Source organism: Nitrospira sp. Kam-Ns4a (genome assembly GCF_965152595.1).
Map to the genome: position 1 here is coordinate 227,772 of NZ_OZ224218.1, position 22,952 is coordinate 250,723.

24 protein-coding genes and 1 tRNA gene are annotated in these 22,952 nt (G+C 67.8%); 17 read left to right on the top strand and 8 right to left on the bottom strand.

The window, feature by feature from the left end:
- Window positions 1-167 precede the first annotated feature (167 nt).
- A complete protein-coding gene (locus ACWHYQ_RS01130; RefSeq protein WP_447972544.1) occupies window positions 168-1,469 on the top strand; it encodes an IS1380 family transposase in 1,302 nt (433 codons plus the stop codon).
- A gap of 124 nt (window positions 1,470-1,593) precedes the next feature.
- On the opposite strand, the gene ACWHYQ_RS01135 is transcribed toward ACWHYQ_RS01130, so the two are convergent.
- Entirely contained in the window at window positions 1,594-2,604 is a 1,011-nt protein-coding gene (locus ACWHYQ_RS01135) for a recombination directionality factor (RefSeq protein ID WP_447973940.1), read from the bottom strand.
- Window positions 2,605-2,672: 68 nt separating this feature from the next.
- Here ACWHYQ_RS01135 and ACWHYQ_RS01140 point away from each other — a divergent pair, with 68 nt between their 5' ends.
- On the top strand, window positions 2,673-4,103 hold the full coding sequence (locus ACWHYQ_RS01140) for an IS1182 family transposase (RefSeq protein ID WP_447973018.1): 1,431 nt from the start codon (window positions 2,673-2,675) through the stop codon (window positions 4,101-4,103).
- A 114-nt stretch (window positions 4,104-4,217) separates the two neighbouring features.
- Here ACWHYQ_RS01140 and ACWHYQ_RS01145 read toward each other — a convergent pair whose 3' ends face one another.
- Both ACWHYQ_RS01145 and ACWHYQ_RS01150 read right to left on the bottom strand, forming a co-directional pair.
- The gene (locus tag ACWHYQ_RS01145) at window positions 4,218-4,634 is read right to left on the bottom strand and encodes a recombination directionality factor (RefSeq protein WP_447973941.1); all 417 of its coding nucleotides are present in this window, start codon (window positions 4,632-4,634) and stop codon (window positions 4,218-4,220) included.
- Window positions 4,635-4,703: 69 nt separating this feature from the next.
- On the bottom strand, window positions 4,704-5,792 hold the full coding sequence (locus ACWHYQ_RS01150) for a PD-(D/E)XK nuclease family protein (protein WP_447973942.1): 1,089 nt from the start codon (window positions 5,790-5,792) through the stop codon (window positions 4,704-4,706).
- 232 nt (window positions 5,793-6,024) lie between these two features.
- Here ACWHYQ_RS01150 and ACWHYQ_RS01155 point away from each other — a divergent pair, with 232 nt between their 5' ends.
- The 5 genes from ACWHYQ_RS01155 to ACWHYQ_RS01175 all read left to right on the top strand — a co-directional run bounded on the left by ACWHYQ_RS01155 (window position 6,025) and on the right by ACWHYQ_RS01175 (window position 10,051).
- Window positions 6,025-7,644 (top strand): DEAD/DEAH box helicase, encoded by a 1,620-nt coding sequence (locus ACWHYQ_RS01155; protein WP_447973943.1) that lies wholly within the window; start codon window positions 6,025-6,027, stop codon window positions 7,642-7,644.
- Window positions 7,645-7,901: 257 nt separating this feature from the next.
- Complete coding sequence (locus ACWHYQ_RS01160) at window positions 7,902-8,255, top strand: hypothetical protein (RefSeq protein ID WP_447973944.1); 354 nt, start codon at window positions 7,902-7,904, stop codon at window positions 8,253-8,255.
- On the top strand, window positions 8,252-9,433 hold the full coding sequence (locus ACWHYQ_RS01165; protein ID WP_447973945.1) for a tyrosine-type recombinase/integrase: 1,182 nt from the start codon (window positions 8,252-8,254) through the stop codon (window positions 9,431-9,433). Before ACWHYQ_RS01160 ends, ACWHYQ_RS01165 begins: the two co-directional genes overlap by 4 nt.
- 11 nt (window positions 9,434-9,444) lie before the next feature.
- A tRNA-Thr gene (locus ACWHYQ_RS01170) sits at window positions 9,445-9,520 on the top strand.
- A gap of 150 nt (window positions 9,521-9,670) precedes the next feature.
- Window positions 9,671-10,051, top strand: coding sequence for a hypothetical protein (locus tag ACWHYQ_RS01175; RefSeq protein WP_447973946.1), 381 nt, complete (start codon window positions 9,671-9,673; stop codon window positions 10,049-10,051).
- Between the two features lie 311 nt (window positions 10,052-10,362).
- On the opposite strand, the gene ACWHYQ_RS01180 is transcribed toward ACWHYQ_RS01175, so the two are convergent.
- Complete coding sequence (locus ACWHYQ_RS01180) at window positions 10,363-11,238, bottom strand: phosphatase PAP2 family protein (RefSeq protein ID WP_447973947.1); 876 nt, start codon at window positions 11,236-11,238, stop codon at window positions 10,363-10,365.
- Between the two features lie 486 nt (window positions 11,239-11,724).
- Here ACWHYQ_RS01180 and ACWHYQ_RS01185 point away from each other — a divergent pair, with 486 nt between their 5' ends.
- From ACWHYQ_RS01185 to ACWHYQ_RS01200, 4 genes are all read left to right on the top strand, one after another.
- Window positions 11,725-12,003 (top strand): SHOCT domain-containing protein, encoded by a 279-nt coding sequence (locus ACWHYQ_RS01185; protein ID WP_447973948.1) that lies wholly within the window; start codon window positions 11,725-11,727, stop codon window positions 12,001-12,003.
- Window positions 12,004-12,030: 27 nt separating this feature from the next.
- A complete protein-coding gene (locus ACWHYQ_RS01190) occupies window positions 12,031-12,291 on the top strand; it encodes a DUF5132 domain-containing protein (RefSeq protein ID WP_447973949.1) in 261 nt (86 codons plus the stop codon).
- Between the two features lie 235 nt (window positions 12,292-12,526).
- Window positions 12,527-15,124: a heavy metal translocating P-type ATPase gene (locus ACWHYQ_RS01195; protein WP_447973950.1), complete on the top strand. Its 2,598-nt coding sequence runs from the start codon at window positions 12,527-12,529 to the stop codon at window positions 15,122-15,124.
- Between the two features lie 30 nt (window positions 15,125-15,154).
- Window positions 15,155-15,499 carry a hypothetical protein gene (locus ACWHYQ_RS01200; protein ID WP_447973951.1) on the top strand — a complete coding sequence of 115 codons (345 nt, stop codon included), beginning with the start codon at window positions 15,155-15,157 and terminating at the stop codon, window positions 15,497-15,499.
- 118 nt (window positions 15,500-15,617) lie between these two features.
- Here ACWHYQ_RS01200 and ACWHYQ_RS01205 read toward each other — a convergent pair whose 3' ends face one another.
- Complete coding sequence (locus tag ACWHYQ_RS01205; protein ID WP_447973952.1) at window positions 15,618-16,079, bottom strand: hypothetical protein; 462 nt, start codon at window positions 16,077-16,079, stop codon at window positions 15,618-15,620.
- A gap of 3 nt (window positions 16,080-16,082) precedes the next feature.
- Window positions 16,083-16,925 (bottom strand): ParA family protein, encoded by an 843-nt coding sequence (locus tag ACWHYQ_RS01210; RefSeq protein ID WP_447973953.1) that lies wholly within the window; start codon window positions 16,923-16,925, stop codon window positions 16,083-16,085.
- 193 nt (window positions 16,926-17,118) lie between these two features.
- Between ACWHYQ_RS01210 and ACWHYQ_RS01215 the strand changes: the two genes are divergently transcribed.
- The 5 genes from ACWHYQ_RS01215 to ACWHYQ_RS01235 all read left to right on the top strand — a co-directional run bounded on the left by ACWHYQ_RS01215 (window position 17,119) and on the right by ACWHYQ_RS01235 (window position 20,830).
- Window positions 17,119-18,375, top strand: coding sequence for a cation:proton antiporter (locus tag ACWHYQ_RS01215; RefSeq protein ID WP_447973954.1), 1,257 nt, complete (start codon window positions 17,119-17,121; stop codon window positions 18,373-18,375).
- Window positions 18,376-18,457: 82 nt separating this feature from the next.
- The gene (gene cax / locus ACWHYQ_RS01220) at window positions 18,458-19,507 is read left to right on the top strand and encodes a calcium/proton exchanger (protein WP_447973955.1); all 1,050 of its coding nucleotides are present in this window, start codon (window positions 18,458-18,460) and stop codon (window positions 19,505-19,507) included.
- 23 nt (window positions 19,508-19,530) lie between these two features.
- The gene (locus tag ACWHYQ_RS01225; protein WP_447973956.1) at window positions 19,531-20,088 is read left to right on the top strand and encodes a hypothetical protein; all 558 of its coding nucleotides are present in this window, start codon (window positions 19,531-19,533) and stop codon (window positions 20,086-20,088) included.
- 83 nt (window positions 20,089-20,171) lie between these two features.
- Entirely contained in the window at window positions 20,172-20,525 is a 354-nt protein-coding gene (locus ACWHYQ_RS01230) for a hypothetical protein (RefSeq protein WP_447973957.1), read from the top strand.
- Window positions 20,526-20,623: 98 nt separating this feature from the next.
- On the top strand, window positions 20,624-20,830 hold the full coding sequence (locus ACWHYQ_RS01235) for a hypothetical protein (RefSeq protein WP_447973958.1): 207 nt from the start codon (window positions 20,624-20,626) through the stop codon (window positions 20,828-20,830).
- Window positions 20,831-20,834: 4 nt separating this feature from the next.
- Here the strand turns inward: ACWHYQ_RS01235 and ACWHYQ_RS01240 are convergent, their stop codons facing one another.
- Window positions 20,835-21,647, bottom strand: a complete 813-nt coding sequence (locus tag ACWHYQ_RS01240) for a hypothetical protein (RefSeq protein WP_447973959.1) — start codon at window positions 21,645-21,647, stop codon at window positions 20,835-20,837.
- Window positions 21,644-22,474 carry an SDR family NAD(P)-dependent oxidoreductase gene (locus tag ACWHYQ_RS01245; RefSeq protein ID WP_447973960.1) on the bottom strand — a complete coding sequence of 277 codons (831 nt, stop codon included), beginning with the start codon at window positions 22,472-22,474 and terminating at the stop codon, window positions 21,644-21,646. Before ACWHYQ_RS01245 ends, ACWHYQ_RS01240 begins: the two co-directional genes overlap by 4 nt.
- Window positions 22,475-22,607: 133 nt before the next feature.
- Between ACWHYQ_RS01245 and ACWHYQ_RS01250 the strand changes: the two genes are divergently transcribed.
- Window positions 22,608-22,841 carry a hypothetical protein gene (locus ACWHYQ_RS01250; RefSeq protein ID WP_447973961.1) on the top strand — a complete coding sequence of 78 codons (234 nt, stop codon included), beginning with the start codon at window positions 22,608-22,610 and terminating at the stop codon, window positions 22,839-22,841.
- Window positions 22,842-22,952: the final 111 nt, after the last annotated feature.

Here is a 22,952-nt window from a genome sequence, read left to right on the forward strand (position 1 = left end):
TTGGTGTCTCTAGATCGTTCGCCAGCCCTCCTCCTTCCTGGAGGAGTGTTCATCCTGAATCCGGCGCCAGGTAATGACAAGATCCTCTGCTGACGCGCATTCTCGGGCCGCTGGCGCCCCTTCGGGGGAGTTGAGCGAAAGCTATCATTGTGTTAGCTTTGGCTCAAATGCCGCGGGGGCCCCGGAAGCTCACGATCAGGTTCGGTGCCGCGTCGCTGACGCATTACGGCGGCGTCTACCTGCTGCATCGCTTCTTGTCCCGGATTGGCTTCAAGGACGCGATCGCCCGACATGTCCGAGTGGTCCAGCGGAACAACCGGTACAGCATGGGCGAGATGCTGCTCGCCCTGCTGTACCCCATGATCCTCGGGCTCGAACGGATCGAAACCACGCAGTTGCTGCGGCAGAATGGCGTATTCCAGTCTCTCACCGGCCTGCCGAGCTATCCAGAGGCGACCACGCTCCGCCGCTTCCTGCTGCGGGTGGCCCCGACGGCGCTCCCGAAGGTGCGCGCCCTGCACGACAGCTTTCTGCGCCGGATGACCGTTCGGCCGCGGCCCCCGACCCGGCTGATCTTGGACGTGGACTCCACCGTGCTGGTGGTCTATGGCCGTCAGGAGCAAGCTCGGATCGGCTACAACCCGGTCAAGCGGGGCCGGCCGTCGTATCACCCCTTGCTCTGCTTCGAGGGACAGACCAAAGATTTCTGGCACGGCGAGTTGCGGCCAGGGGATGCGCATACCGCCAGCGGGACGCTCGACCTCCTCGCGGCGTGCTTCGCGAAGATCCCGGCCGGGGTCCGGTTGACGATTGTCCGCGCGGACAAAGGGTTTTACGACCACAAGCTGATCGAGTGGCTGGAAGAACACAGGGCCCGATTTGTGATCGTGGCTCGCCTGACCGCCCCGATCAAGCGCAAACTGTCGGGTCTGCGGTACGTCAGTCCCAGTCGAGGCATCGAGGTGGCCGAGTTCCGCTACCAGCCTACCCGCTGGCCCCATCCCTGTCGGTTCGTCGTGATCCGTCGCCCGCAGGCCGAAGAGCCCACCGCCCAGCTGACACTCTTCAAGCTCGGCAAGTACCACTACCAGGTCCTCGTCACGAATCTCCCGTTGCGACCCCTCAACCTCTGGCGGTTCTACAACGATCGCGCCGGAGTCGAGTTGCTCATCAAACAGCTCAAGGGAGATTACGCGTTGGGCAGCATTCCCACCCGTCACTTCTTTGCCAACGAGACCTACTTCCATCTTCTTCTGCTAGCCTACAACCTCGTCAACTGGTTCAAGCGACTCTGCTTGCCTCTGGAATTCCAGAACGCCACCCTTCAGACCTTGCGTCAGCGGATCCTCTCCATGCCCGCCCAGTTGCGGCGCGCTCGCAATCGTCCCACCCTGACCTTACCGGCCAGCGGCTATCGAGAGGCCGCGTGGAAGTACGCCCTGCATCAGATCCAGCGACTTAGGCTGTGACGCCCGCGCTTTTCACGCCGGATTCAGGTTCATTCCAAAAAAAGAGGGGAGGGGCCCCAGTTGGGACACCCCTCCCCTCTTGGCTCATGTGCCTCCCTCTTCTGTCAGCTTCCGGTGCTGCTGGTTAGATATAGGACCCATCCAACTCCTCATCGTCCGCCTCGTCGAGGCTCGCGGGAGGGATCGCTGGCGTCCGCGCGGGGGCGGCAGGAATCCCGATCGGCTCCGCGGCTGGCTGTGGCGGAGTCCCTGGGGCCGTCGCCATCGCTGGTCCTTGTGAGACGGTGGGGGTGGAAGGCCCGTCCGATGGCAGGCGAGCCGGAGCCTGAAATGCCGTGTAATCCCGGTGTTTGAGCATCCGGTCCAACAGGGTCGACGCCGCTTTCCGATCCAGCCGCGCCAGAACCTGCTCGACCTGCTGGGGGGAAATCCCTCGTTCCGTACACAGCGAGCGGATCAGCTCCGCTTGGCGGGGGGACACGCTGCCAGTTCCGACCCCGTTGCTCCGGAGCGTTGGTTCCGCCGGCCGCGCCGGGCCCGCCGTTGCCGGCTGGGCCGGGCCCGCTGCCGGCCGCGCTGGTCCCGTCGATGGAGTCAGGGACGGGGGCCTACTCGGTGCAGGCGGAGTCCCGCCCGTCGGCCCAGACGGCGGGTCCGAGGGAGTGGAAGCTGTCGGCCCAGCCGCTGGCCTGGCCAGCGCTGCGGCCGGTTGGGTCGGTTCCGCGGTCGGGCGTGCCGGTGGTTCCGTGGAGGTCATAGGGGGCGCCAGGGGCGCCGAGCCAGGACCGGCCAGGGCCGGCAGATCACTCTCCGGCACCACCACGGCATCGTCGTCCAGTGCCGGATTCTCATCGGCCGGCGCGGGCAAGACCACCGCCGCTTGCCGCTCCAGAATCGCCGCCGTCTCCGTCCGCAGCCGGTTGATCCAGTCCGTGTCGTTGGTGGCCAACGTCAGCTGCAGCGGGTAGTGAATCCGCCGTTGGCCGCCCCCGAACGTTTCCCGTGGAACACGGGTGAGCACGAGCGGCACCATCGCCACCCGCCCGAGCAGCGCCTCGACGTAATCGAGGCCGCTGTTGAGATCGACGATCGAGTTGTAGGACCCGATATCGATCTGGTACAGAGCCTGTTGCACAAACCCCTTGACACCTAGGCAATTATATGTATACTGTCTTCCCGAGTCATGACCGAAGGGAGGATGCGATGGGCTACAACTTTCTGCCGTGTGAGCGCGAGCAACTGTATCTGATGCCGCCGGCGTTGCAGGATTGGCTGCCGGAGGGCGATCTGGCCTGGTTCATCCTGGATGCGGTGGCCCAGATGGATCTGACGAAGATCGAGCGGACGTACCGAGCCGATGGCTGGGGCCAAGCGGCCTACGAGCCGGCCATGATGGTGGCGCTGCTGCTGTATGCGTACTGCCTGGGGGAGCGCTCCAGCCGCCGGATCGAACGGCTGTGCGAGCGGGATGTGGCCTTTCGGGTGCTCGCGGCCAATCAGCGGCCCGATCACACCACGATCGCCCGATTCCGGCAGACCCATGAGGCCGCGTTGGCCGCCCTGTTTACGCAGGTGCTGACGCTGTGTGCGGCGGCGGGGTTGGTGAAGGTCGGGGTGGTGGCCCTGGATGGCACGAAGATCAAGGCCGACGCGGCGCTGGCAGCGAATCGGACCGCCGAGACGATTGCGGCGGAGGTGACGCGGATGCTGACCGAGGCTCAGGCCACCGATGCCGCCGAGGATCGGCTGTACGGACCGGAGCAGCGGGGCGACGAACTGCCGGAGGCGTTGCGGGATCGGCGGAGCCGACTGGCCCGGTTGAAGGCGTGCCAGGCACGGTTGACGCAGGCGGCGGCCGAGGCGACCGCGCAGCAGCAGGCCAAGCTTGAGGCCCGCCAGGCCGAGGAAGCCGCCACCGGGCAGAAGAAGCGGGGCCGCAAGCCGAAGGCGGCCGAAGCGGCAGCGGATGCCACGGCCAAGGCGAACGTGACAGACCCGGACAGTCGCATCATGAAGACCCAGGCCGGGTACGTGCAAGGCTACAATGCCCAAGCGGTCGTGACGGAGGCGCAGATCATCGTGGCGGCCGCCGTCACGCAGGAGGCGAACGATGTCCGGCAACTGCATCCGATGCTGACGCAGGCGCAGGAGAATCTGCAGGCCATCGAGCACCCGCAGGCCATCAAGACCGCCCTGGCAGATGCCGGCTATTGCAGCGAGGCCAACCTGACGGAGGCCGATCCCGCCGGACCTGAGTTGCTGATCGCGCCGAACCAAGATTGGAAACAGCGCAAGGCGCTGCGGGAGCAGCCACCGCCACGAGGCCGCTGTCCGAAGGGGCTGACGGCCCGCGACCGCATGGAGCGCACGCTGCTGACGCAGCGCGGACGTCGTCTGTACACGCAGCGCGGCCAGACGGTGGAGCCGGTATTCGGCCAGATCAAGAGCACCCGTGGCTGTGATCGCTTCATGCGCCGTGGCCGCCAAGCCTGTGACGGCGAGTGGAAGCTGCTCTGCGCCACGCATAACTTGTTGAAGCTCTGGCGGAGTGGGAAGGCGGCCTGGACCGGTCGGCGCAGGGGCAGCGAACCGCGACGGCTTGGCCGGGGAAGCGGAAAGAAGACAAGGGGATGACTCTCTCAAAGGCCACGCTCCCTCGCGGTCTCGGCAGCGAGAAGCCCACATGGGAGCGAAGCGAATCAATGTCTGGTGACCAGAGGGCTCGATCATGAGTTTGAGCAACAGGCTCTACACCCCGCCATAATTCACCTTGGGCAGAATGACCATCAGGTGGGCGCGCCGGCTGCATTGCCCCTGCTCCAGCAATGGGCACGGACAATCCATGGGTTCCATGGCGCCCGTCTGTTCGTTCAGGCGCATGGCCCGCTCGCCGTCCCCGATGCACTTCAGGCCCCGCCCCGAGCCGTACCACTTGAGGGCCTGTGGGAAAATTATGCTCCGATTCTGGACTGGGAACATGACGTCCAAGGCCTTGGGCTTCGGCCCATAGACCTTGGCGACTTCCGGCGGGACGACGAAATAGTCGACTTCGGCCGGATAGGTCTGGCCGTGCTTGGCCAAGACCTTGACGCCCAACCGGATCTTGCCCAGCCGGGGAAGCCGCCTCCGCTCGGAGAGGCCCTTAATAGAGGTAAAGGTCTGCATGGGGGTTCCTCCTTCCTTGCGCTCCTTGTTCTCGGGCTTGTGTTCATGGTTCGTGTGATGGTCGGGTGTTCATCGTGGACGCAGCGGGAGGACTTTCAGGTACTCCTGCTCGATGGGCCGGGTGGCCGCTTCGCGGATCTCCGCCGGGATCAGGTCCGGCTCGAGCCGCCGCTGCGTGCGCTGCTCCAACCGGAGCAACACCGTGTCCGTGACGGCCTCACGCGCGCCGTTCGCTTTGAGGAGCAGCTTGAGCTGGTCGGCCAGCTCCTCCTTACGGCGGTACTTGGGCCGCAGCTCCTCGCTCAACGCCTGGTATTCGGCGACGAGCACCGCGTCCTCAGGGGAGAGCGTGATCCGCTGGTCCAAGGCTTGGGGGGTCCAGTTCTGCCAGCAGCGCTGCCGGTACGGGCAGTAGCCGCAGGGAAACGACTGCGGCTCGACATACGGCCGTTCCGGGAGCGTCCCGGCCGCCCAATGCGCCTCCACGGCGTCACACCGGGCGATGGCCTGGGCTCGGACCTGTCGGAAGACCGCATCCGGCCGCCCGGTCAGGTCGACGCGCTCGCCGGTGCTCCCCTTGATCCGTTCCAGCACCCGGAGCTCGTCGCCGTCGGGGTCATACGCGAGCCGAAACTCCAGATAATCCGCAGTGTTTTTGTTCTTCATGAGCAGCAGCGCCTCAGTGACGGCCGTCCAGCCGGCGCGCTGCAGGCCGGTGAGATACAGGGCGCACTGGGTGAAGTAGTTGAGCGGCCACGCGCCTTCCCAGTACCGTTCCCAGGAATAGGTAGCGAGCGCCTTGTGCTCCCACAGCCAGGTGTGGCCGCCGAAATCCGTCACCAGCCCGTCAATCGAGCCAGCCAGCGTGAAGGGCCGGCCTTGATGCGTGACGGTGGCGATCTCCACCCGCATCTGGCGATCGTGCAGCGTAAAGCCGCTCTGCTCGATCCATTTCGCCGTGAGCTCCTCGTGGACCGAGGAATCGTCCAGGACCATCGCCAGCCGGTCCAGGAGCGGTTCGCGCGGGGTGCCCCGCGCGAAATAGACGAGTTTGCGCAGGCAGTCCTCCGGTCCGGCGCTCGACGGCCGGGGCCGATAGGCCACCTCGCGCTCGGCCGCTTCCATGGCGGCGATTTTGTGCAGGAGTTCAGCTAACATCCGACCCTCCTTTCTGGCGGTTGTCTTCGGTCAGGTCAGTCGTCTGTGCTGAGGCCATGCGTTCAGACAGGGCACCGTGTCTCCGAAGGGCACGTGTCAGACAGAGGAACGAGTGTGTGGGATGGAGTGTCCCGGCCGACTCGACCCTCGCCGCCCAGGGACCGGGCAGAATATCTCAGCAGGAGTGTTCGACGGCTGATGCCGTCTACGGGACGGACAACCTGTCTGTGCTATGAAGAATTCTCTGGCACGGCCGCTGCGGGACTGGCAGCGGCGCGCCATCGCGCACTATGTCGCCCGGTGGCCGGCCGACTGGCTGCTGGAGGCGACGCCTGGGGCTGGCAAAACCGTGGTTGCGGTGGACCTCGCCCGTGCCTGGCTGTCAACCGGCCGGGTCGCCTGGGTGCTGATCGTCTGTCCGACGACCCATCTGCGCCGGCAGTGGGCGGACGCGGCTGCCGCGCGTGGCCTGCACCTGGACCCCACGTGGCCTACCGGCGCCGTGCTCGCCCCCGATGTCCAGGGCGCGGTCATCACGTATCAGCAGCTGGCCCAGGCGCCTGAGTGGATCGCCGCCTGCTGTCGCGCGCAGCCCGCCGGCGTCGTCCTGGATGAAATCCACCATGCTGGCGACCAGCTGACGTGGGGGACCGCCTTGACTATGGCCGTCGGATCGGCTCGTCACCGCCTGGCCCTCTCCGGGACGCCCTTCCGGTCCGACGCGGCTCGCATTCCCTACGTGCGCTACCGGGATGGGGTCAGCCAGCCGGACTTCCAGTACGGGTATGCCGCGGCCTTGCGCGACGGCATCGTCCGGCCTTTGGCCTTTCAGGTCTACGCCGGGCGGGTCACCTGGCAGATCGGTGATCAGGCTCAGACGGCGATGCTGAGCGAGCCGGCGGCGGAGGCCCGGCGCCGTCAGCGGCTCCGGGCGGCGGTGGAAGCGCCCACCTGGATCACCGCCGTCCTCCGCGCCGCTCATCACCAGCTCGAGCGGGTGCGCCAGGCTGTGCCTGACGCTGGGGGGCTCGTCGTTGCCCGCTCGCAGGCCCACGCGCAGACCCTGGCGTCTCATCTCGCGACGCTCACCGGTGCACCCGTCCCGGTCGCCATCTCCGATGATCCCACGGCGCAGGCGACCCTCCGGGCATTCGCCCAGGCTGACACCCCCTGGCTGGTCGCCGTCAACATGGTGAGCGAGGGGGTCGATTTGCCGCGCTTGGCCGTGGGGGTGTATGCCACCACGATTCAGACCGAGCTGTACTTTCGCCAGTTCTGTGGCCGCTTCGTGCGCGTGCAGCCCGGGGGGCCACGCGGAGCATGGGTGTATCTGCCGCGCGATCCGGTGCTGGTGGCGCATGCGCGGGCGCTGCGGACCGAGCGCCAGCATGCCTTGCCCGAGTTCCGGCCAGCCGACGCGGTGGACCAGCCGGCGGACGAGTCGGCGATGCCGCGGCGGCCCCGACCCTTCCAAGCCCTCGCCGGCACCGCCTGGGCCGACGGCACCTTGCTGCTGACGGCCTCTCCGCCAGCCCCGCCGCCTCTGTCCTCTCCCGGTCTCGTTCCGGCCACGGCGGGGGGCAGCACCCCGTCCGATTCAGCTGCCAGCCCCGCCCGCTATGCGCAGAAAGCGGCGCTCCGCCGGCTCCATCACCGCCTGGTCGGGCGGGTGGCCTGGCGGACCGGCCTCGCACCCCGCGTCATTCATGCCGAACTCATCGCCCGCTTCGGGCATGCGCTCCAGGACGCCACGCTGGACGAGCTCCAGGCCCGACTGGCGCTGTTGCGCGACTGGCTCGAGCACGGCCTTCGCCTGGACATCCCCGTATCAACCCATCATGTCTCACAGTGATCAATCCTCTGATGACTATAGAATTGATAGATATTAGTTATACGGACCGCTACGCGTCCGATCGGATACCCACGACATCTGACGGCGCGCTCCCGTGACGATTGGGTTGCAACGGGGAGGTGCGGGAATGGGGAGCCGGCGGCTTGATCAGACGATGGTCGGACAGAAAATACCAGATGAGATCTGTGCAGAGCCGCGCCGATCCGGTTACGCCCAATCAGGCGTGATCAAGAAGACGGGAGCATCATAGGAGGTCGATGATGATGAGAACGGAGCCGATCGTATCCCCGCCATCCCGCCGCCCCCGGCGGGTGAGCCGTACCCCTGGTCGCCGGGCCGGCGCACCGCTCGGGGCCCCGTCGGTCCCGGCGGTGCAGCCCCATTTAACGGTCGCGGACTTGGCCATGCGCTGGCAGAAACATCCCGATTTCCTGCGCCGTGCGATCCTCGGCCAACCAGCCCCAGACGGCATCCCGGAAGCCTTCAAGGTGGGCAGTGGGCCCAAAGCGCCGTGGCTGATCCCCCTGGCCGCGGTCGAAGCCTACGAACAGCGGCATCGGGTCGTCCGGGCTGCCCCACCGGCTGACGCTGCGGGCACGGAGGGCTCATGACGCGCGCCCGCTCGCCGCGCGGCGGCACTATCACCCGACTGGGCGAAAAACGCTACCGGATCACCTGGCATCAGGGCCGAGGCAAGCCGAACCTCCGGCGGATTATTCATGGCACGCGCGAGCAAGCCGAACGGGTGCTCGCGCAGCTGCGCGCCCGTGCGCTGGAGGCGCAATTCGGTCTCACGCCGACGCGCCCCGAGACTCCGGTGTCTGTGTTGACGGCCCTGGTGGTGACCGATTATCGCAACAACAACTACAAGTCGCTCAAGAGCGCGCTCCAGTTGCAGGCGTTCTGGGACCGGCTGGCTGGCACGCAGCGGGCGGAGGCGATCACCGGAGACCAATTGCAGCGCTGGGCGACCGAGTGGCGGCGGGCGGGCTTGAGTCCGGCGCGCGTGAACCGCCGCATGGCCTTTCTGCTCCGCGGCTATCGGCTCGCCCTGCGCGCCCAGCCGCCGCTCGTCACGCGCCTGCCGCCATGGACCAAGCTGGCCGAAGCGCCTCCGCGCAGCGGCTTCTGGACCTGGGAAGACTTTGTCCGCGTCCGCGCCTTGCTCCCACCCCACGCCCGCATCCCCGTCACCATCATGTTCTGGCTCGGCACGCGGCTCGGCGAAACCCTCGCCCTTACTTGGCGGCAGGTCCGCTTCGATCACACCCAACGTCTTGTCGAGATCCAGCTCGAGGCCGCTGACACCAAAACCAAGGAGGCCCGGCGCGCCTTTCTCGGGGGGGATCTGTATGAGACGCTCTGGGCGTGGAAACAGGCGAGCGAGGCGTTCAAGACCCCCTGGGTCTGTCATCGCCAGGGCAAACGGCTGACAAGCATCCGGAACAGCTGGTATACTGCCTGTGTGAAAGCGGGCGTCGGGCGCTTTGAGCGCCCGGAGGCGCCCGACGTGAGTCTGCGGCGCTATCGCGGCCCGCTCTTGCACGATTTTCGCCGCACGGCGGTGTCCCGCATGGAAGCGGCCGGCGTGCCGCGCAAAGTGGCCATGGCCATCTCCGGCCACAAAACCGATTCTGTGTATCGGCGGTACCACATCGTGAGCCAACAAGACCTGCTGGAAGCGGGCCGGCGGCTGCTCGCCTACCATAACCAACAACACTCGCCGCACGGTGAACATTTGGTGAACACTTCACTGGACAACCCACAGACCGATCGGCTAAGTTATTGAAAACATAGCGCGCTGGCGTAGCTCAATCGGCAGAGCAGCGGTTTTGTAAACCGCCGGTTGGAGGTTCGATTCCTCTCGCCAGCTCCAGTTTCCCCTCGGCCCCTTAGCACCGCACGCCTTTGGCTGACTGCCCGGCCTGCCCCCTCGTCTGTCACCGAACGGTGGTAACATAACTGACAGAGGTGAGGAACCCTCCCCTCTCCCTGGAAAGGCGAGGGTATGGCTCGGAGGTGCACCATGTTGGCAATCCGGGCTTTGGCAGGCAGTCTGATCCTGGCGGCCAGCCCGGCATTGGCGGAGACAAGCTTCATCTTCGATTCCCAGGGCGGCACCGGGACGATCATCACCCCGGGAGACGGCTCGACCTCGTTCTTCTTCGGAAGCGACGGGACGACAGGAACGATCCTGCGCTCGGGGGGTGAGAACATCGGGTTCTACAACTTCTCGCAGCCAGGCGGGCGGCAGCACAGCGGGACGATCCTCACATTCCCGAGCCCGCCGACGCAAGCTCCGCCCCCGGCGACGGTTGCACCCGCGCCGCCCCTCATCCTGGCGCCGCCGTCCCCGCTGCGCGGGAGCCCTTCGGTGCCCTCGCGGTGGCCGGACTGGCAGCGGTAGGTGCACGCCCCGCCCCCGGTCAGGGCAGAAGGTCGTAGGAGATTCGACCTAGCGGCCCTTCTGTGCTATGATGCCGCCCCGTGGACGTCGATACATCCCTAGCCCAGGCGTAGCGTGTAAATTCAAGGATGGCACCACCCGGGTCGTCGCCCGCGTGGACGAGGACAACTACCGCTTGAGGACGAGCCCACGAGGATGTGCTGCAGGCTGGGCGTCGTTCCGAACCCGCTCTCCGCAATCACGACCGTGACCGCTTCCCCACCCGGCGCCACGGTCGCCTGCCTCTGCGGGCCGATGGTCCAGTCAGGGGGCTAGAACCGCTTGCCGAGCATCACCCCGCCGCCGAGGCCCCGCTCCATGGCGATCGGCCGGAGCTGCCAGCCGCCCTCGTCGTCCTCGTGCCGCTTGCTGAGGAAGTAGCCCATGCCCCAGCCGATCAGCGCGCCAGCCACCACATCGGACGACCAGTGCTGGTCTCTATAGATGCGCGCGAACGAGACGGCGGTCGCGAGCGTGTAGGCGGTCCAGGCGACGGGGCCGGGATAGCGTTCCGCGAACACCGTCGCGACGGCGAAGCTCGCAGCGGCGTGGTTGGAGGCCATCGAGCTGCCGGTGCCGCTGAACGGCCGGAAGTGGGTCGCTCCTTGGTTCGCCTCGGGCCGTGCCCGCCCGGTGACGAACTTGAGCGCCGTCGCGGCGACCACCGCGAAGGCCTCCGCCTCCAGGCCGATCAGCCCCGTGCGCTTGAGCTTGTTCGTCCCCCCGAACTCCTCGACCCCTAGCCCGACCGCGACGACCCCGGCGTTGAGTCCGGCAAGCGCGGCCGGACCGAGCGCGTTGTCCAGGCCGTCGAAGGCGTCCCGGCTGCCCGGCGAGCTGTTGCGCCGGACCAGCCGACGGATCGGGTTGTCAGCGGCAATCAGGCCGCCTACGACAGCCAACCCGCCCCCGAGCGTGAGCGCGTCATACCGGTCCATCCGGACCGGCGAGGTCGCGAGTGCGCGCGCGTCCTCGAGGACCGCCTTCGCGCCGCCCGTGATGGATTCGTCCTCAAGCTCGACGACCCGAGGCGGCGGGGCGGAATCCCCGGCCCGGGCCGGAGCCACGATCGGCACGATCAGGGCGAGCGCGGCCAGGAGCAACGCCCTTCGCCCCTGGACCTTGAGCTGGCGCCGTGCTCCGCTCACGTGCCGGCCGCCTGGGAGGACTGACCAGCCGAGGACGCGCCGGCAAACGAGCGCGACGCCGATGGCAGCAGGAGAGCCGGAACTCGCGGGCGATCGAGCAGGCTGGTCATGGAGCGCCCACAATAATAGAGGAAACGACGCGTCATTTCAACCGCGATACGGCACCGATCTGGCAACCGTCTCCATGCCGGGCCGGCGGCGCCGAACCCACCAGACACGTTACGGCCACGTCACCCAGTCCTTCGGCGGGTACGGGATTGTGACCGGCCACCGGATCGGGGTCGTCGGGTGGAGCCGGCCTTCCGCCCCTGGTTCTCGCCAACTACCGCAGCGCATCAGCAATCGGTCCGTCCGCGAGCTGCTCGCGCGCGAGCCCCTGCATCCCAACAGCGGGCCGTTCTACGAGCTGGTCCGGGCTCGCATCAGCAGGCCATCCAGCGGGAGGGGCCGGCGTAGGCGCTGCTCCTCCCGACAGTGCCGGAGCTGGTGATCGCTTACCGGCCGCTGCTGGTGGGCGAGCCGGATCCCCGAACAGCCAAGCCCGCGGCCGCGGACCAGGGCCGGCCAAACGAGCCGCCGAGCCAGTCCATCGAGGAACGGCGGCAGGCCCTCAAGCGACTGCGCGACCAAAACGTGATCACCGAGGAGGAGTTCACGAGCAAGAAACGGGCATTGCTGGAGCGGCTCTGTGCCGGCCGAACCCGCTGCTTGCTTCCAACGGCGCGTTGTGTTACAAGCAACGGGACGCGCCATCATAGAGGTTAAGTGCGACAACCTAGACAGGAGGATACCATGGAGACCGTAGTCGGAGGGGCAGTGATCGGCGCGGCGGTCGCGATGGTCGCCCCGAGCATCGTCCCGGGGATCGCCTCGGCGCTCCGCCCCTTAGCGAAGGAAGTCATCAAGGGCGGCCTCATCGTCTACAACGCGGTGTCCGGCCTCATTGCGGAGACCAGCGAGCAGTTCAGCGACCTCGTCGCGGAAGCGAAGGCAGAGATCAACAAGCCAGCGCCCTCGGACAACGGCGCCAAGGGAGACGGGGGCGGCAAATAAGGTGCGATGCCGCTCCGCCGCGGGCGGCGCTCATCTCGCGGCGGACGTCATTTTCGGGTGGGCTGCCGGAAAGAAACGGGCGCGATCCTCGCCGTTCGCGACGGGCTCTCTGGTCTTCGGATCATTCGCCATTCTCTTCTCACCAGCCGAGCCGGTAACGAGACAACCTCGGTCCCGCGTCGGACCGGGTAGCCGCGCCGCCATTGCTCGTTACTCTTCGCCAAGAGGAGCACTCATGAGCCAAGCAGGGGTTTGTCTCGTCCACGCCATTCCCGGCCGCGTGCGGCTCAAGCTCGATCGGCTCCGGCAGGACCCTTCGTTCGCCGAGACGATCCAGCGCGAGTTGCCCGCCCTCGCGGGCATCGACTCCGTCGAGACCAACCCCGAGACCGGCAGCGTCCTCATTCAGTACGACTGCTGCCAGGCCGCCTCGCTCGACTTCCACCTGTCGGTGGCGCGGGTCCTGGAGATCTCGCCCGCTGACCTCGATCCTCGGCAGCTCCAGGCCCTCCTGAAGGCCACCGGCGACAGCGCGCTCGCCCTCTCTGTCAACGGCGACGGCGAGGCGGTGGCGCCGCCGGCGCCAGGGACGACGCTGGAGCGCACGGAGATCGTCCACCACATTCCAGGGCGGGTCCGCCTCCGCGTGCCAGCCCTGACCGAGCGGCCCCACCTCGCCGCGCCGCTCGAGCAGTACCTTCGGGACCAGCCTGGCGTGACCGACGTCGGCGTCAACACCTGGTGCGACAGCGTGACGGTGGCATTCGATCCCGCCCGGTGGACCGCCGAGTCGCTCTGCCGGTTCGTCCGGGCGCTCCGGCACGAGGACGTGGAGGCTTCCCGCCGCAAGAGTCCCTCGAACGGGCAGACGCAGCCCGTCGCGGAGTCGGGAGCCGGTCCCGAGCTGTGGTATTCGAGCACCGCGATCGCGCTCTGGTTCGCGGCGGAGCCGCTCGCCGCTCCGCTCATGCCCGTCTTGCTCCTCGCCAGCGCCATCCCCATGCTGTCGCGCGCCTACCACTCGCTGGCCGATGACGGCAAGCTGAACGTGGACGTGCTCGACGCCTCGGCGACGGCGCTGCTGACGGTCCAAGGGAACCTCCCGATGGCGACGTTCATGGTCTGGCTGATCAACGTGGCGGACTACATCCGGGACGCCACGATGATGCAGTCGAAGCGGGCTATCGAGGAGGTCCTGGCCTTCCAGCACCAGGAAGCCTGGGTAGTCCGAGACGGGAAGAAGCTCCGGGTGCCCGTCGCGGCGCTGGAGGTCGGCGAGACCGTCGTCGTGTACCCTGGCGAGCGCATCGCTGTGGACGGCACCGTCGCCTCCGGCAAGGCGATGGTGGACCAGGCGAGCCTGACTGGCGAATCGCTCCCCGTGGCGAAGAGCAAGGGCGACCCGGTCTATGCCTCGACCGTCGTCCGCGAGGGCAAGCTGTACATCCTGGCGGAGCGGATCGGGCAGGAAACCGAGGCCGCGCGCATCGTCCGGCTGGTCGAGGAGGCACCCGCGCGGGAGACCAAGATCCAGAACTACGCGGTCAAGTGGGCGAACGACCTCGTGCCCTACAGCTTCCTGGCCGCCGGGGCCGCCGCCGTGATCGGCGGCGAGGCGCAGGGCGCCGCGGCCGTGCTCATCATTGACTACGGGACCGGCATCCGGATCGCCGCCCCCACAGTCGTTTTGTCTTCGATGACCAAAGCGATCCGCCACGGCATCCTGATCAAGGGGGGCCGTCACCTGGAAAACCTGGCTGAGGTGGACGCGATCGTCTTCGACAAGACTGGCACGCTCACGTCCGGGCACCCCGACGTCCTGGACGTGCATGCCTACGGAACTTGGACCAGGGAGGAGGTGCTGGCCCTCGCCGCCGCCGCGGAGCAGCGGTTCACGCATCCGGTAGCGAACGCGATCGTCCGCGCCGCGGAAGCCTGGGGCCTGAGGATCCCCGAGCGGGCCTCCTCCGAGTACACCCTCGGCCTTGGCGTCGAGTCGGTGGTGAACGGCGCGACGGTCCTCGTCGGGAGCCGCCGGTTCATGACCAAGCACAGCATCGCGCTCTCCCGGAAGATCCAGCGCGACCTCCGCGAGATCGAGCGGCAGGCCGTCTCCCCGCTCTGCGTCGCGGTGGACGGGGAGATCATCGGCGTGCTCTCCTACGCCGATCCCCTGAGGCCCGAGGCGCCGCAGGTGATCCAGGCCCTGCGGGAGCGCGGGATCCAGGAGATCGTGCTCCTCACGGGGGACCACCGGGCCGTCGCCAAGCGGGTCGCCGACCAGCTCGGGGTCGCAGACTTCATCGCCGAGGCCTTCCCCAGCGAGAAGGCGCAGGTCGTGCAGCGCCTGCAGGGCCAGGGACGTAAGGTCGCTGTCGTCGGGGACGGGATCAACGACTCCCCCGCCCTCGCCCATGCGGACGTCGGGATCGCCGTCCAGGGCGGGACCGACGTGGCCAAGGAGACGGCCCCGGTCGTCCTCCTCCACGGCGGGCTCTGGAAGATCCCGCTGGCCATTGACATCAGCCGGGAAGCCGTCGGGCTGATCCGGCAGAACTGGAAGATCATCTCGATCCCCAACACCATCGCACTCGGCTTCGCCTGCATCGGGCTGCTGGGCCCTATCGGCTCGACGCTCCTGAGCAACGGCTCGGCGATCATCGCGACCCTGAACGGACTGCGGCCGCTGCTGGACGGGCGGCCAGATCGCTCGCCCCAGCTCGAGTGGCAGGACCGGGAGACTGTCGACGTCACCGCAAGCGAGCTGGTGGTGGAGAGCGAGGACGAGCGGCCGGCTCCCGCCGCAAGCTTCGCCCTGCCCGAGTCGGCCTAGCCAGGCCCGAGCGGCCATGAAGAGGAGGTGATGCCGGTGACCTCAGAGGGCCATCACCATGGCTCCCACGAGCCTCGCAGGCTGCACCGGATCCAGTTCGACTTTTCCGACAAGATCCTCGCGCAGCTCCACACGCTGCAGCATCGGCTGAAGGCGGCCACCCGCGGCGAGGTCGTCCTGAAAGCCCTGAAAGTGCTCATCTGGCTCGAAGAGCACCTCCACCACGGCCACACGATCATCGTCAAGAAGCCGAGCGGGGAGAATATCCAAGCCCACTTCCCCTTCCTGCACGGGGAGAAGGTCCCGCAGCACCCGGCGGGTCAGCCGGCTCAGCCCCAGGTCCAGAACCAGACGGAGAAGGGAGGCGAATTGTGATGCAGCAGCCTGCCGCGCGCTCATCCATGTTGCGGGTCTTCGCCGTCGCGATCGTGGCGGCTATCTTGATGTCCTTCGTGGGGTCGGTCTTCGCCTGGCTGGCCGTGTAACGGACGGATCAGGCGAGGATCGCGATCAAGGCCAGCGGCGCGAGCGCCGCGCCGATCAGCCACCGCAGGCATTGGTTTTCCTGCTCGAGCCGCTCGAGACGCGGGAGGAGATCCGCCGAGGCCGGCGGGACCGCAGTCGGCGTCCCCCCGGCCTGGGCGTCCTCCTGGCCGCGCGCCGCGGCGTCCCTTCCACGCCCCACGCCTTTGGCGCGCCCGACACGAGCGCTCGGGGGCTTGTCAGCGAGCCGCGCCCGCCCCGCCTGATCTATTGTGTCCCGGGCAGGCGATGCCCCGGGAGCCGGGTCGGCCTGCCCGGATGGCCTGCTTGCCGGTGCCCGCTTCCGTGCCCGGCCGCTCGAGCGAACAGGCTCCGGATTCGGCGACTGTTCCCGTCCGGTGCCCACCGGGCCCGCTACCTCGGGCAGGATCGCATCCAGCGGATTGTCGCCGATCGTCCGTCGCTTCGCCATGACTCAGACTCCTTGGGTCGGGTGAGGGGCCTCGACGGCCTCCGGCAGCACGGGCTGCAGGCCCCGGACTGGACTCATCCCTGCCCTTCCTGGCCGACTACTTCCTGCGCCAGGGCCCGGTAGTCCTCCGCGCCGTGGCTGCGTGGATCGTGGATCATAGAGCGTGACCGGCTGCCCGAACGACGGGCATTCCGCCAGCCGGACGTTCTCGCGGATCACCGACCGATAGACCAGGCCGCCGAACCGGCCGCGCAGCTCGTCCACGACCTCCTGCGAGTGGCGAGTGCGGAGGTCCACCCGGCAGGGCAGGATGCCCGTCACCTCCAAGTGCGCGTTGAGCCGCTCGCGGGTCAGGCCGATTGTCTGGAGCAGCTTGGCGAGGCCGGCGAGCGCCAGCACGTGCGCCTCCACGGTCACCAGGACCTCCCGCGCCGCCGCGAGCGCGTTGATGGTCAGGATGCCGAGGGCCGGCGGGCAGTCCAGGAGCACGTAGTCCCAGTGCCCTGCCACGCCGGCGAGTTGCTGACGCAGGATCGTCTCCGCCCCGACCTCGGCCGCCAGCGCTTTCTCAACGCCGACGAGCCAGCCGGAGGAAGGAATCAGCTCGACCCCCCCGGTGCCGGTCGGCTGGACCAGGTCGAGCAGCTTGCCGCCGTCCGCGAACACCGCGAAGAGGCCCCGCCCGCCGTCCTTCACCCCATACCAGGCCGTCGCCGAGGCCTGCGGGTCCAGGTCCACCAGAAGCACCCGCCGGCCCTGCTCGCCGAGCGCCGCGGCCAGGTTGACCGCGGTCGTCGTCTTGCCGCTCCCGCCCTTCTGGTTGGTGATCGCGATGACCCGCGTCATACCCCGTCCGCCACCATGGGGCCGATTGTACCGAAATCCGCCGCGAAGGGATATGGGTTTCTCGCGCCCGGGGCTGCCGCGGTGCAGTACGAACTTGCCCGCAAGCGTGAAATCGCCTACGATGGCCCGCTGGCCAGTCCGCCCGATCCGGGGCTCCGGCCCCGGGAGATGGCCTGACCCGACGGTGACCGGCATGGACCTCTTCGATGTTCTCGCGATCCTCATCACGTTGACGGCGCTCTGCACCTACGTCAACGACCGGTACATCGGCCTGCCGATCACGATCGGTGTCATGCTGATCGCGCTGGGCTTCTCGCTCCTGCTGAACCTCATGGAGCCGCTCGGGCTCCTGCTGGAAGAACGGGCCGTCGAGGTCTGGCTGCGGCGGATTGACTTCAACGAGACGGTCCTACACGGGATGCTGAGCTTTTTGCTCTTCGCCGGGGCGCTGCACATCAACATCCACGACCTGGTCGAGCGCAAGTGGAGCGTCGGGTTCCTCGCGACAGTGGGCGTGCTCGTCTCCACGCTCGTGGCGGGGACGTTGATGTGGTGGGTCCTCGGCTGGACGAAGCTCCGGCTCTCCTACCTGCACTGCCTCCTGTTCGGCGCGCTGATCTCCCCGACCGACGCCATCGCGGTTATGGGCGTGCTCAAGCGCGCGCGGGTTCCCAAGACCCTCGAGATGCGGATCGCGGGGGAATCCCTGTTCAACGACGGCGTCGCGGTCGTGGCCTTTCTGGTCATCCTGGGCTTCCTGACCGGATCCGAGAAGCTCGGCGCGGGCCAGGTCGGCCTGCTCTTCCTCCAGGAGTCCGTCGGGGGATTCCTCCTCGGGCTCGGCCTGGGCGCCCTGGCCAACCAGATGCTCCGGAACCTCCACAATGAGGAGCTGGGCGTGCTGATCACCTTGGCCGTCGCGACGGGGGGTTACGCGCTGGCCGACCCCCTGCGCTGCTCCGGCCCCATCACGGTCGTGGTGGCAGGGCTCGTCATCGGGAACTTCGGCCACCGGCCCGCGATCCCCCGAGAGACCCGCAGCTCGCTGGACGTGTTCTGGGAGCTGGTGGACCAGGTCCTCAACGCGGTGCTGTTCGTCCTGATCGGGCTTGAGGTGCTCGTCCTGACTTTCACGGTCGAGTACCTGCTCGCCAGCATCCTCGTGATCCCGGTCGTGCTCTTCGCCCGTTTCCTGTCCATCGGCGGACCGGGCCTGCTCGTCCCGCCGGCGCTGCGGTTCAGCCCCGGCGCCGTCCGGATTCTCACCTGGGGCGGGCTGCGCGGCGGTGTCTCCGTCGCGCTCGCGCTCTCGATCCCGCTCGGGCAGGAGCGCGGGGTCATCCTGGCGATCACCTATGCGGTGGTCGTCTTCTCACTCGTGGTGCAGGGGCTTACGATGGAGCGCCTCGTCAAGCGCGAGCTGGCGGTGTACGGCCCACACGGGCTGTAGGAGCTTCTCCGATGAACTCCGCTGGTGACAAACCGAACCGGCTTTGCTAGGGTACGCGGGCTCGCTGCCTGGATCGCCGATCATGGGGCTGAACGTCCTGCTCGCCTTCATTCCGATCGCCCTCGCGCTCGACTGGGCGGGGGCGCATCCCATCCTCGTCTTCGCCGCCTCTGCGCTCGGCATCGTACCGCTCGCCGGTCTGATGGGCCGCGCCACGGAGAGCCTGGCTGCCTACGTCGGCGAGACCCTGGGCGGGCTCATGAACGCCTCCCTCGGCAACGCCCCGGAGCTGATCATCGCCATCTTCGCCTTGAAGGAGGGCCTCCACGACGTGGTCAAGGCCTCGATCACCGGCTCGATCCTGGGCAACATTTTGCTGACCCTCGGGCTTTCGATGACGGCGGGGGGCCTCCGGCACAGCCGCCAGACGTTTAACCGGACCGCGGCGAGCATGAGCGCCGGGCTTCTCCTCCTGGCCGCCATCGCCCTGATCGTGCCGGCCCTGTTCCACCTGACCTCGATCCGGCAGGAGCGCGAGCTGAGCTTCGAGATTGCTGTCGTCCTCTTCGCGATCTATCTGCTGAGCCTGGTCTTCACGCTCAAGACAAACCGGAGCCTGTTCACCGAGCCGGCCGCCGGGCCCGACTCCGAGTCCGACGAGCCCCCAGCCTGGAGCAAGCCTGGCTCGATCGGCATCCTCGCCCTCGTCACGGTCGCGATCGCGGTGATGAGCGAGACGTTGGTGGGATCCATCGAGCCGGCGGCGCAGAGCCTGGGGCTCACGCCGATCTTCGCGGGCGTGATCCTGCTGGCCCTGGTCGGGAACGCGGCGGAAATGGCCAACGCGGTCCGCTTCGCCCTCAAGGACAAGATGGACCTGACGTTCGGCGTCGCGGTCAGCGCCAGCATCCAGGTCGCGCTGTTCGTCGCCCCAATGCTGGTCTTCGTCAGCTACGCCCTGGGGAAGCCGCTGGATCTCCTGTTCACCCCCTTCGAGGTCGCGGCCGTCGGGATCGCGGTGCTGATCGTCGGGAGCGTCACCGCCGACGGCGAATCCCATTGGATGGAGGGGGCTATGCTGCTCGGGGTGTACATGATCCTGGCCTATGCGTTCTACTTTCTGCCGGTATGACACACACGCGTAAGGAGAGCACTATGGCACGAGGATGGCTCGCCGGACTGATGCTCTGCTGTCTGCTCGTCACCTGGGTCTCGGTGACAGCGGCTCCTCCGATGGAGAAGCCGCGGGCGCCGAGTCGGCCGCCGGGCGCGGCCTCGCGGTTCGACCGGACCTTCGCTATGGAAGGCGAGGAGGAGGTGGCGCGGCTCTGCGCCGAAAAGATCATTAGCGGACTCCCGCTCGCGGCGATCCCCGCCTCCGATCTCCTGCTCGACGAAATCGCGCTCCACAGCGAGGCGGGCTACTACACGGTCCGTGTCCCGCTCATCCGCCCCAAGAACCACATCGAGCGCGTGTTGTGGGATGCTGACACGATCGAGGAGGTGACCACCTTCATCCGGCTCCTGCAGAGCGGGAAGATCAAGATCGTCAAAATCAAGGCCTTCTCCGGCGAGTTCGTCCCCGAGGCGAAGCAAAAGGTCCCGGCCGCCGACCTTGAGACCTGCACAGCCAAGGGACTGAAAGACCTGCTCGCGCCCTGCCGGGAATGCGAGGTCATCGAGTGGATCTTCGGCAAGAGCCCGATTGACTGAGCCGCGGGCCCTTGCAATCGGCGCAGGTTTGCCCTAACGTGGCGCCTCATAAGCGGGCAACCGGACACACAAACGGGGGAGCCATGGAGAAGGTGATCGGGGGAGCCGTGGTCGGTGCTGCGGTGGTGGTCGCCGGGCCTGCCCTCGTGGAGGGCACAGCGGCGGCGGGGCGCTTCCTGGCCAAGCAAACGATCAAGGCAGGGATCGTGGCCTATGCCGTCGTCGCGGGCCTTGCCGCCGGTCTCGGCCGCCAGCTCACGGAGCTGTACGAGGAGGCCTGCGCGGAGCTGGAAGGGCGGCCGGCCCAAGAAGCCCAAACGGGGCACACGCCGGCCGGGGAGAGCACGATCCAGCGGATCGAGCATGCGGTCGTCGAGGAAGTGATCGAGCACGAGGCGGTCCAGGTGCTGGAGACCCTCATCATGGCCGCGCTCTAGCCCGGGCCTGCCTTGAGGTCTCCGAGCCGTTTTTGTATGATCTCGCAGTAACCCCGGGGCTCCGATCGGGCTGCTGCACCGGAACCACACTCCCCGACATGGCGACCCGAGACCGCGATTGGCCCATGTACAACCAGTGGTATTGCTGCCTGGTCTGCCGCCGGCTGTGGACGTACCAGGGCAGGGAAATCGTCGCGCTCGACAGCAAGTATGCGCTCGGCCCCGCCTTTCCCACCGAGGGAGTCCCCGGCCGTACCTGCATCGTCTGCGAGGGGGAGGCCAGCGCGCCTATCGCCGAGATCTGACGCGCTAGTCCCCGAACCGCGCCTGGAACAGCCGCTGGCGACGGGATGTCCCGTGGAGCGCCGCGAAGAGGTGCCCGCGGAAGACCAGCATGGCGACCGCGGCCAGCGGCGTGAGCACCATCAGCAGGATCGAGCCGAGGCTCGGCGGCACACCGAGCTGCCCCAGCCAGGCGTCCAGCAGGGTGAACGGCAGGATCAGGACTTGGTAGAAGTCCAACCCCGCTCCCCGCCCGAGCCGTCCGGTCATCCCGAAGAAGAACGAGAGGCCGAGGGGCGCCACGACGACCGCCAGCGGCAGGAACCACTCGATCCAGTTGTCCATCACGAACTCGTAGCTCTCGCGGATCACATCGAGCGGCGAGCCCGGCCGGACCTGATAGATGACCTCGGGCGCGGGATTGAGCAGGATGAACAGCAGCAGGTAGATCGCCGCGGCGATCAAGGCGCCGTTCGGGTTGGCCGCGACGGCTCGGTCCAGCACCATCATCGGAATCCACAGGACAAAGCCGACGCCGATGACCTCCCAGAAATAGTGGCCGAAGCTCGTCCGGAGGTCCTCCAGGGTGAGCCGACGAGCGCCGCAGACGGCCTGCTCGATCAGGTACAGCGTCGCGCCGATCAGGAGCGCGTTGACCGCGCCGAGGATGAACCCGCCGAGCAGTCCCAGCGGCGCCGCGAGGGCCGTCGCCGCGACCATGAGGGCGGCAAACACCACCACCGCGACGGCGATCATCCACCCCCTGGCGAGCGATCGGACCGTCGAGCGGAGCGCCCCTTGGTACAGGGCCAGCGTGGCGCGCAAGAGGTCGGAGATCATGAGGCGTGCGGGGGCCGGGCCGATTGGGGAAGCGCGGCGGGCGGCTTGGTCCAGCGCCGGGCCAGGCGGATGACGACGGCGTGAGGGACGCACCGGCTCACGAGCGCCAGCACCTGTCCCCGCCAGCCGATCGTGGCGACTACAGGGCCCTGCGCGAGCTGCGCCAGCGACTCCGCCACAACCCGTTCGGCCGAGTCGGCGCCGAGCGGGCTCCTGGGTCGAAAGCCCGCGGTCGCGTGGAACTCGGTCTCCGTCGCGCCGGGGCAGCAGACCTGAATCCGCACGCCGGTCCCCCGCACCTCCTCGGCTAGCGCCTCACAGAACGTGATGAGAAAAGTCTTGGTCGCCGCGTACTCGGCCATATAGGGCACCGGAAAGAAACCGGCGACCGAGGCGACTGTCACGATCGCCCCCGAGCCTCGCTCGATCATCCCAGGCAGGAACAACCGGATGCTCTCGACGACCGTGTTCACGTGCAAGCGAAGCATCTCCTGCACTTGCCGCATCGGCATGGCAACGAAGGCCCCAAAGGCGCCGAATCCCGCGTTGTTGACGAGCAAGTCCACGACCGGGCGGCGCGCCCTGGCCGCGGCGTACAGCCGGTGGGCCGCCTCGGGCTCGGCCAGGTCCATGACTTCGCAGGCCACGTCACCCGCCCCAGCGGCGCACTCGGCAGCAACCTGGTTCAACCGCGCCCGATTCCGCGAGACCAGGAGGAGGTCGTAACCCCTCGCCGCCAGGGCGCGCGCGTAGGCCGCGCCGATGCCGCGGGACGCGCCGGTCACGACGGCAAAGGGCCGAGGCTCGCTGGCACGAGGGAGATCCATGATTCGCCCGACAATAGTCTGGACGCTCCCCTCCGGTCAAGGGACGCCGGCGGGCCGTTTTCGGCTTGACCGGCCCCTGCCCTCCCTCTATAAGGAAGACGCTCCCCGACGATGTGGCCAAGCTGGAGGTCCCATGCCTGTCTCCCCGGCCCTCGCTGGCCATGCCGGCGAGGCAGGCGTCCTGTCCTTGCTGCCCCATGAGTGGGCCGGCAGCCTGGCGCTCCTCGTCCTGCTGGTCGTGATCCTGCTGGCGATGCAGGCGCTGACGCAGTGGCGCCTGCGGCGCATCGAGCGCCGGCTCCGCCGCCTGGAAAGCGCGGTGGGGGACGATGGGTCCGCACCTTCCGCCGAAACTCCGCAGGATTAAGGGATTCCCCTAGCCGAGCCCCGTGCGACGTCAGCGCATGCGCATGCGAACCTGAGCGATCTTGCGCAGTTCGAGCGGCTTGGTTGACTTCCCCCCTCCCGTGATTATTTC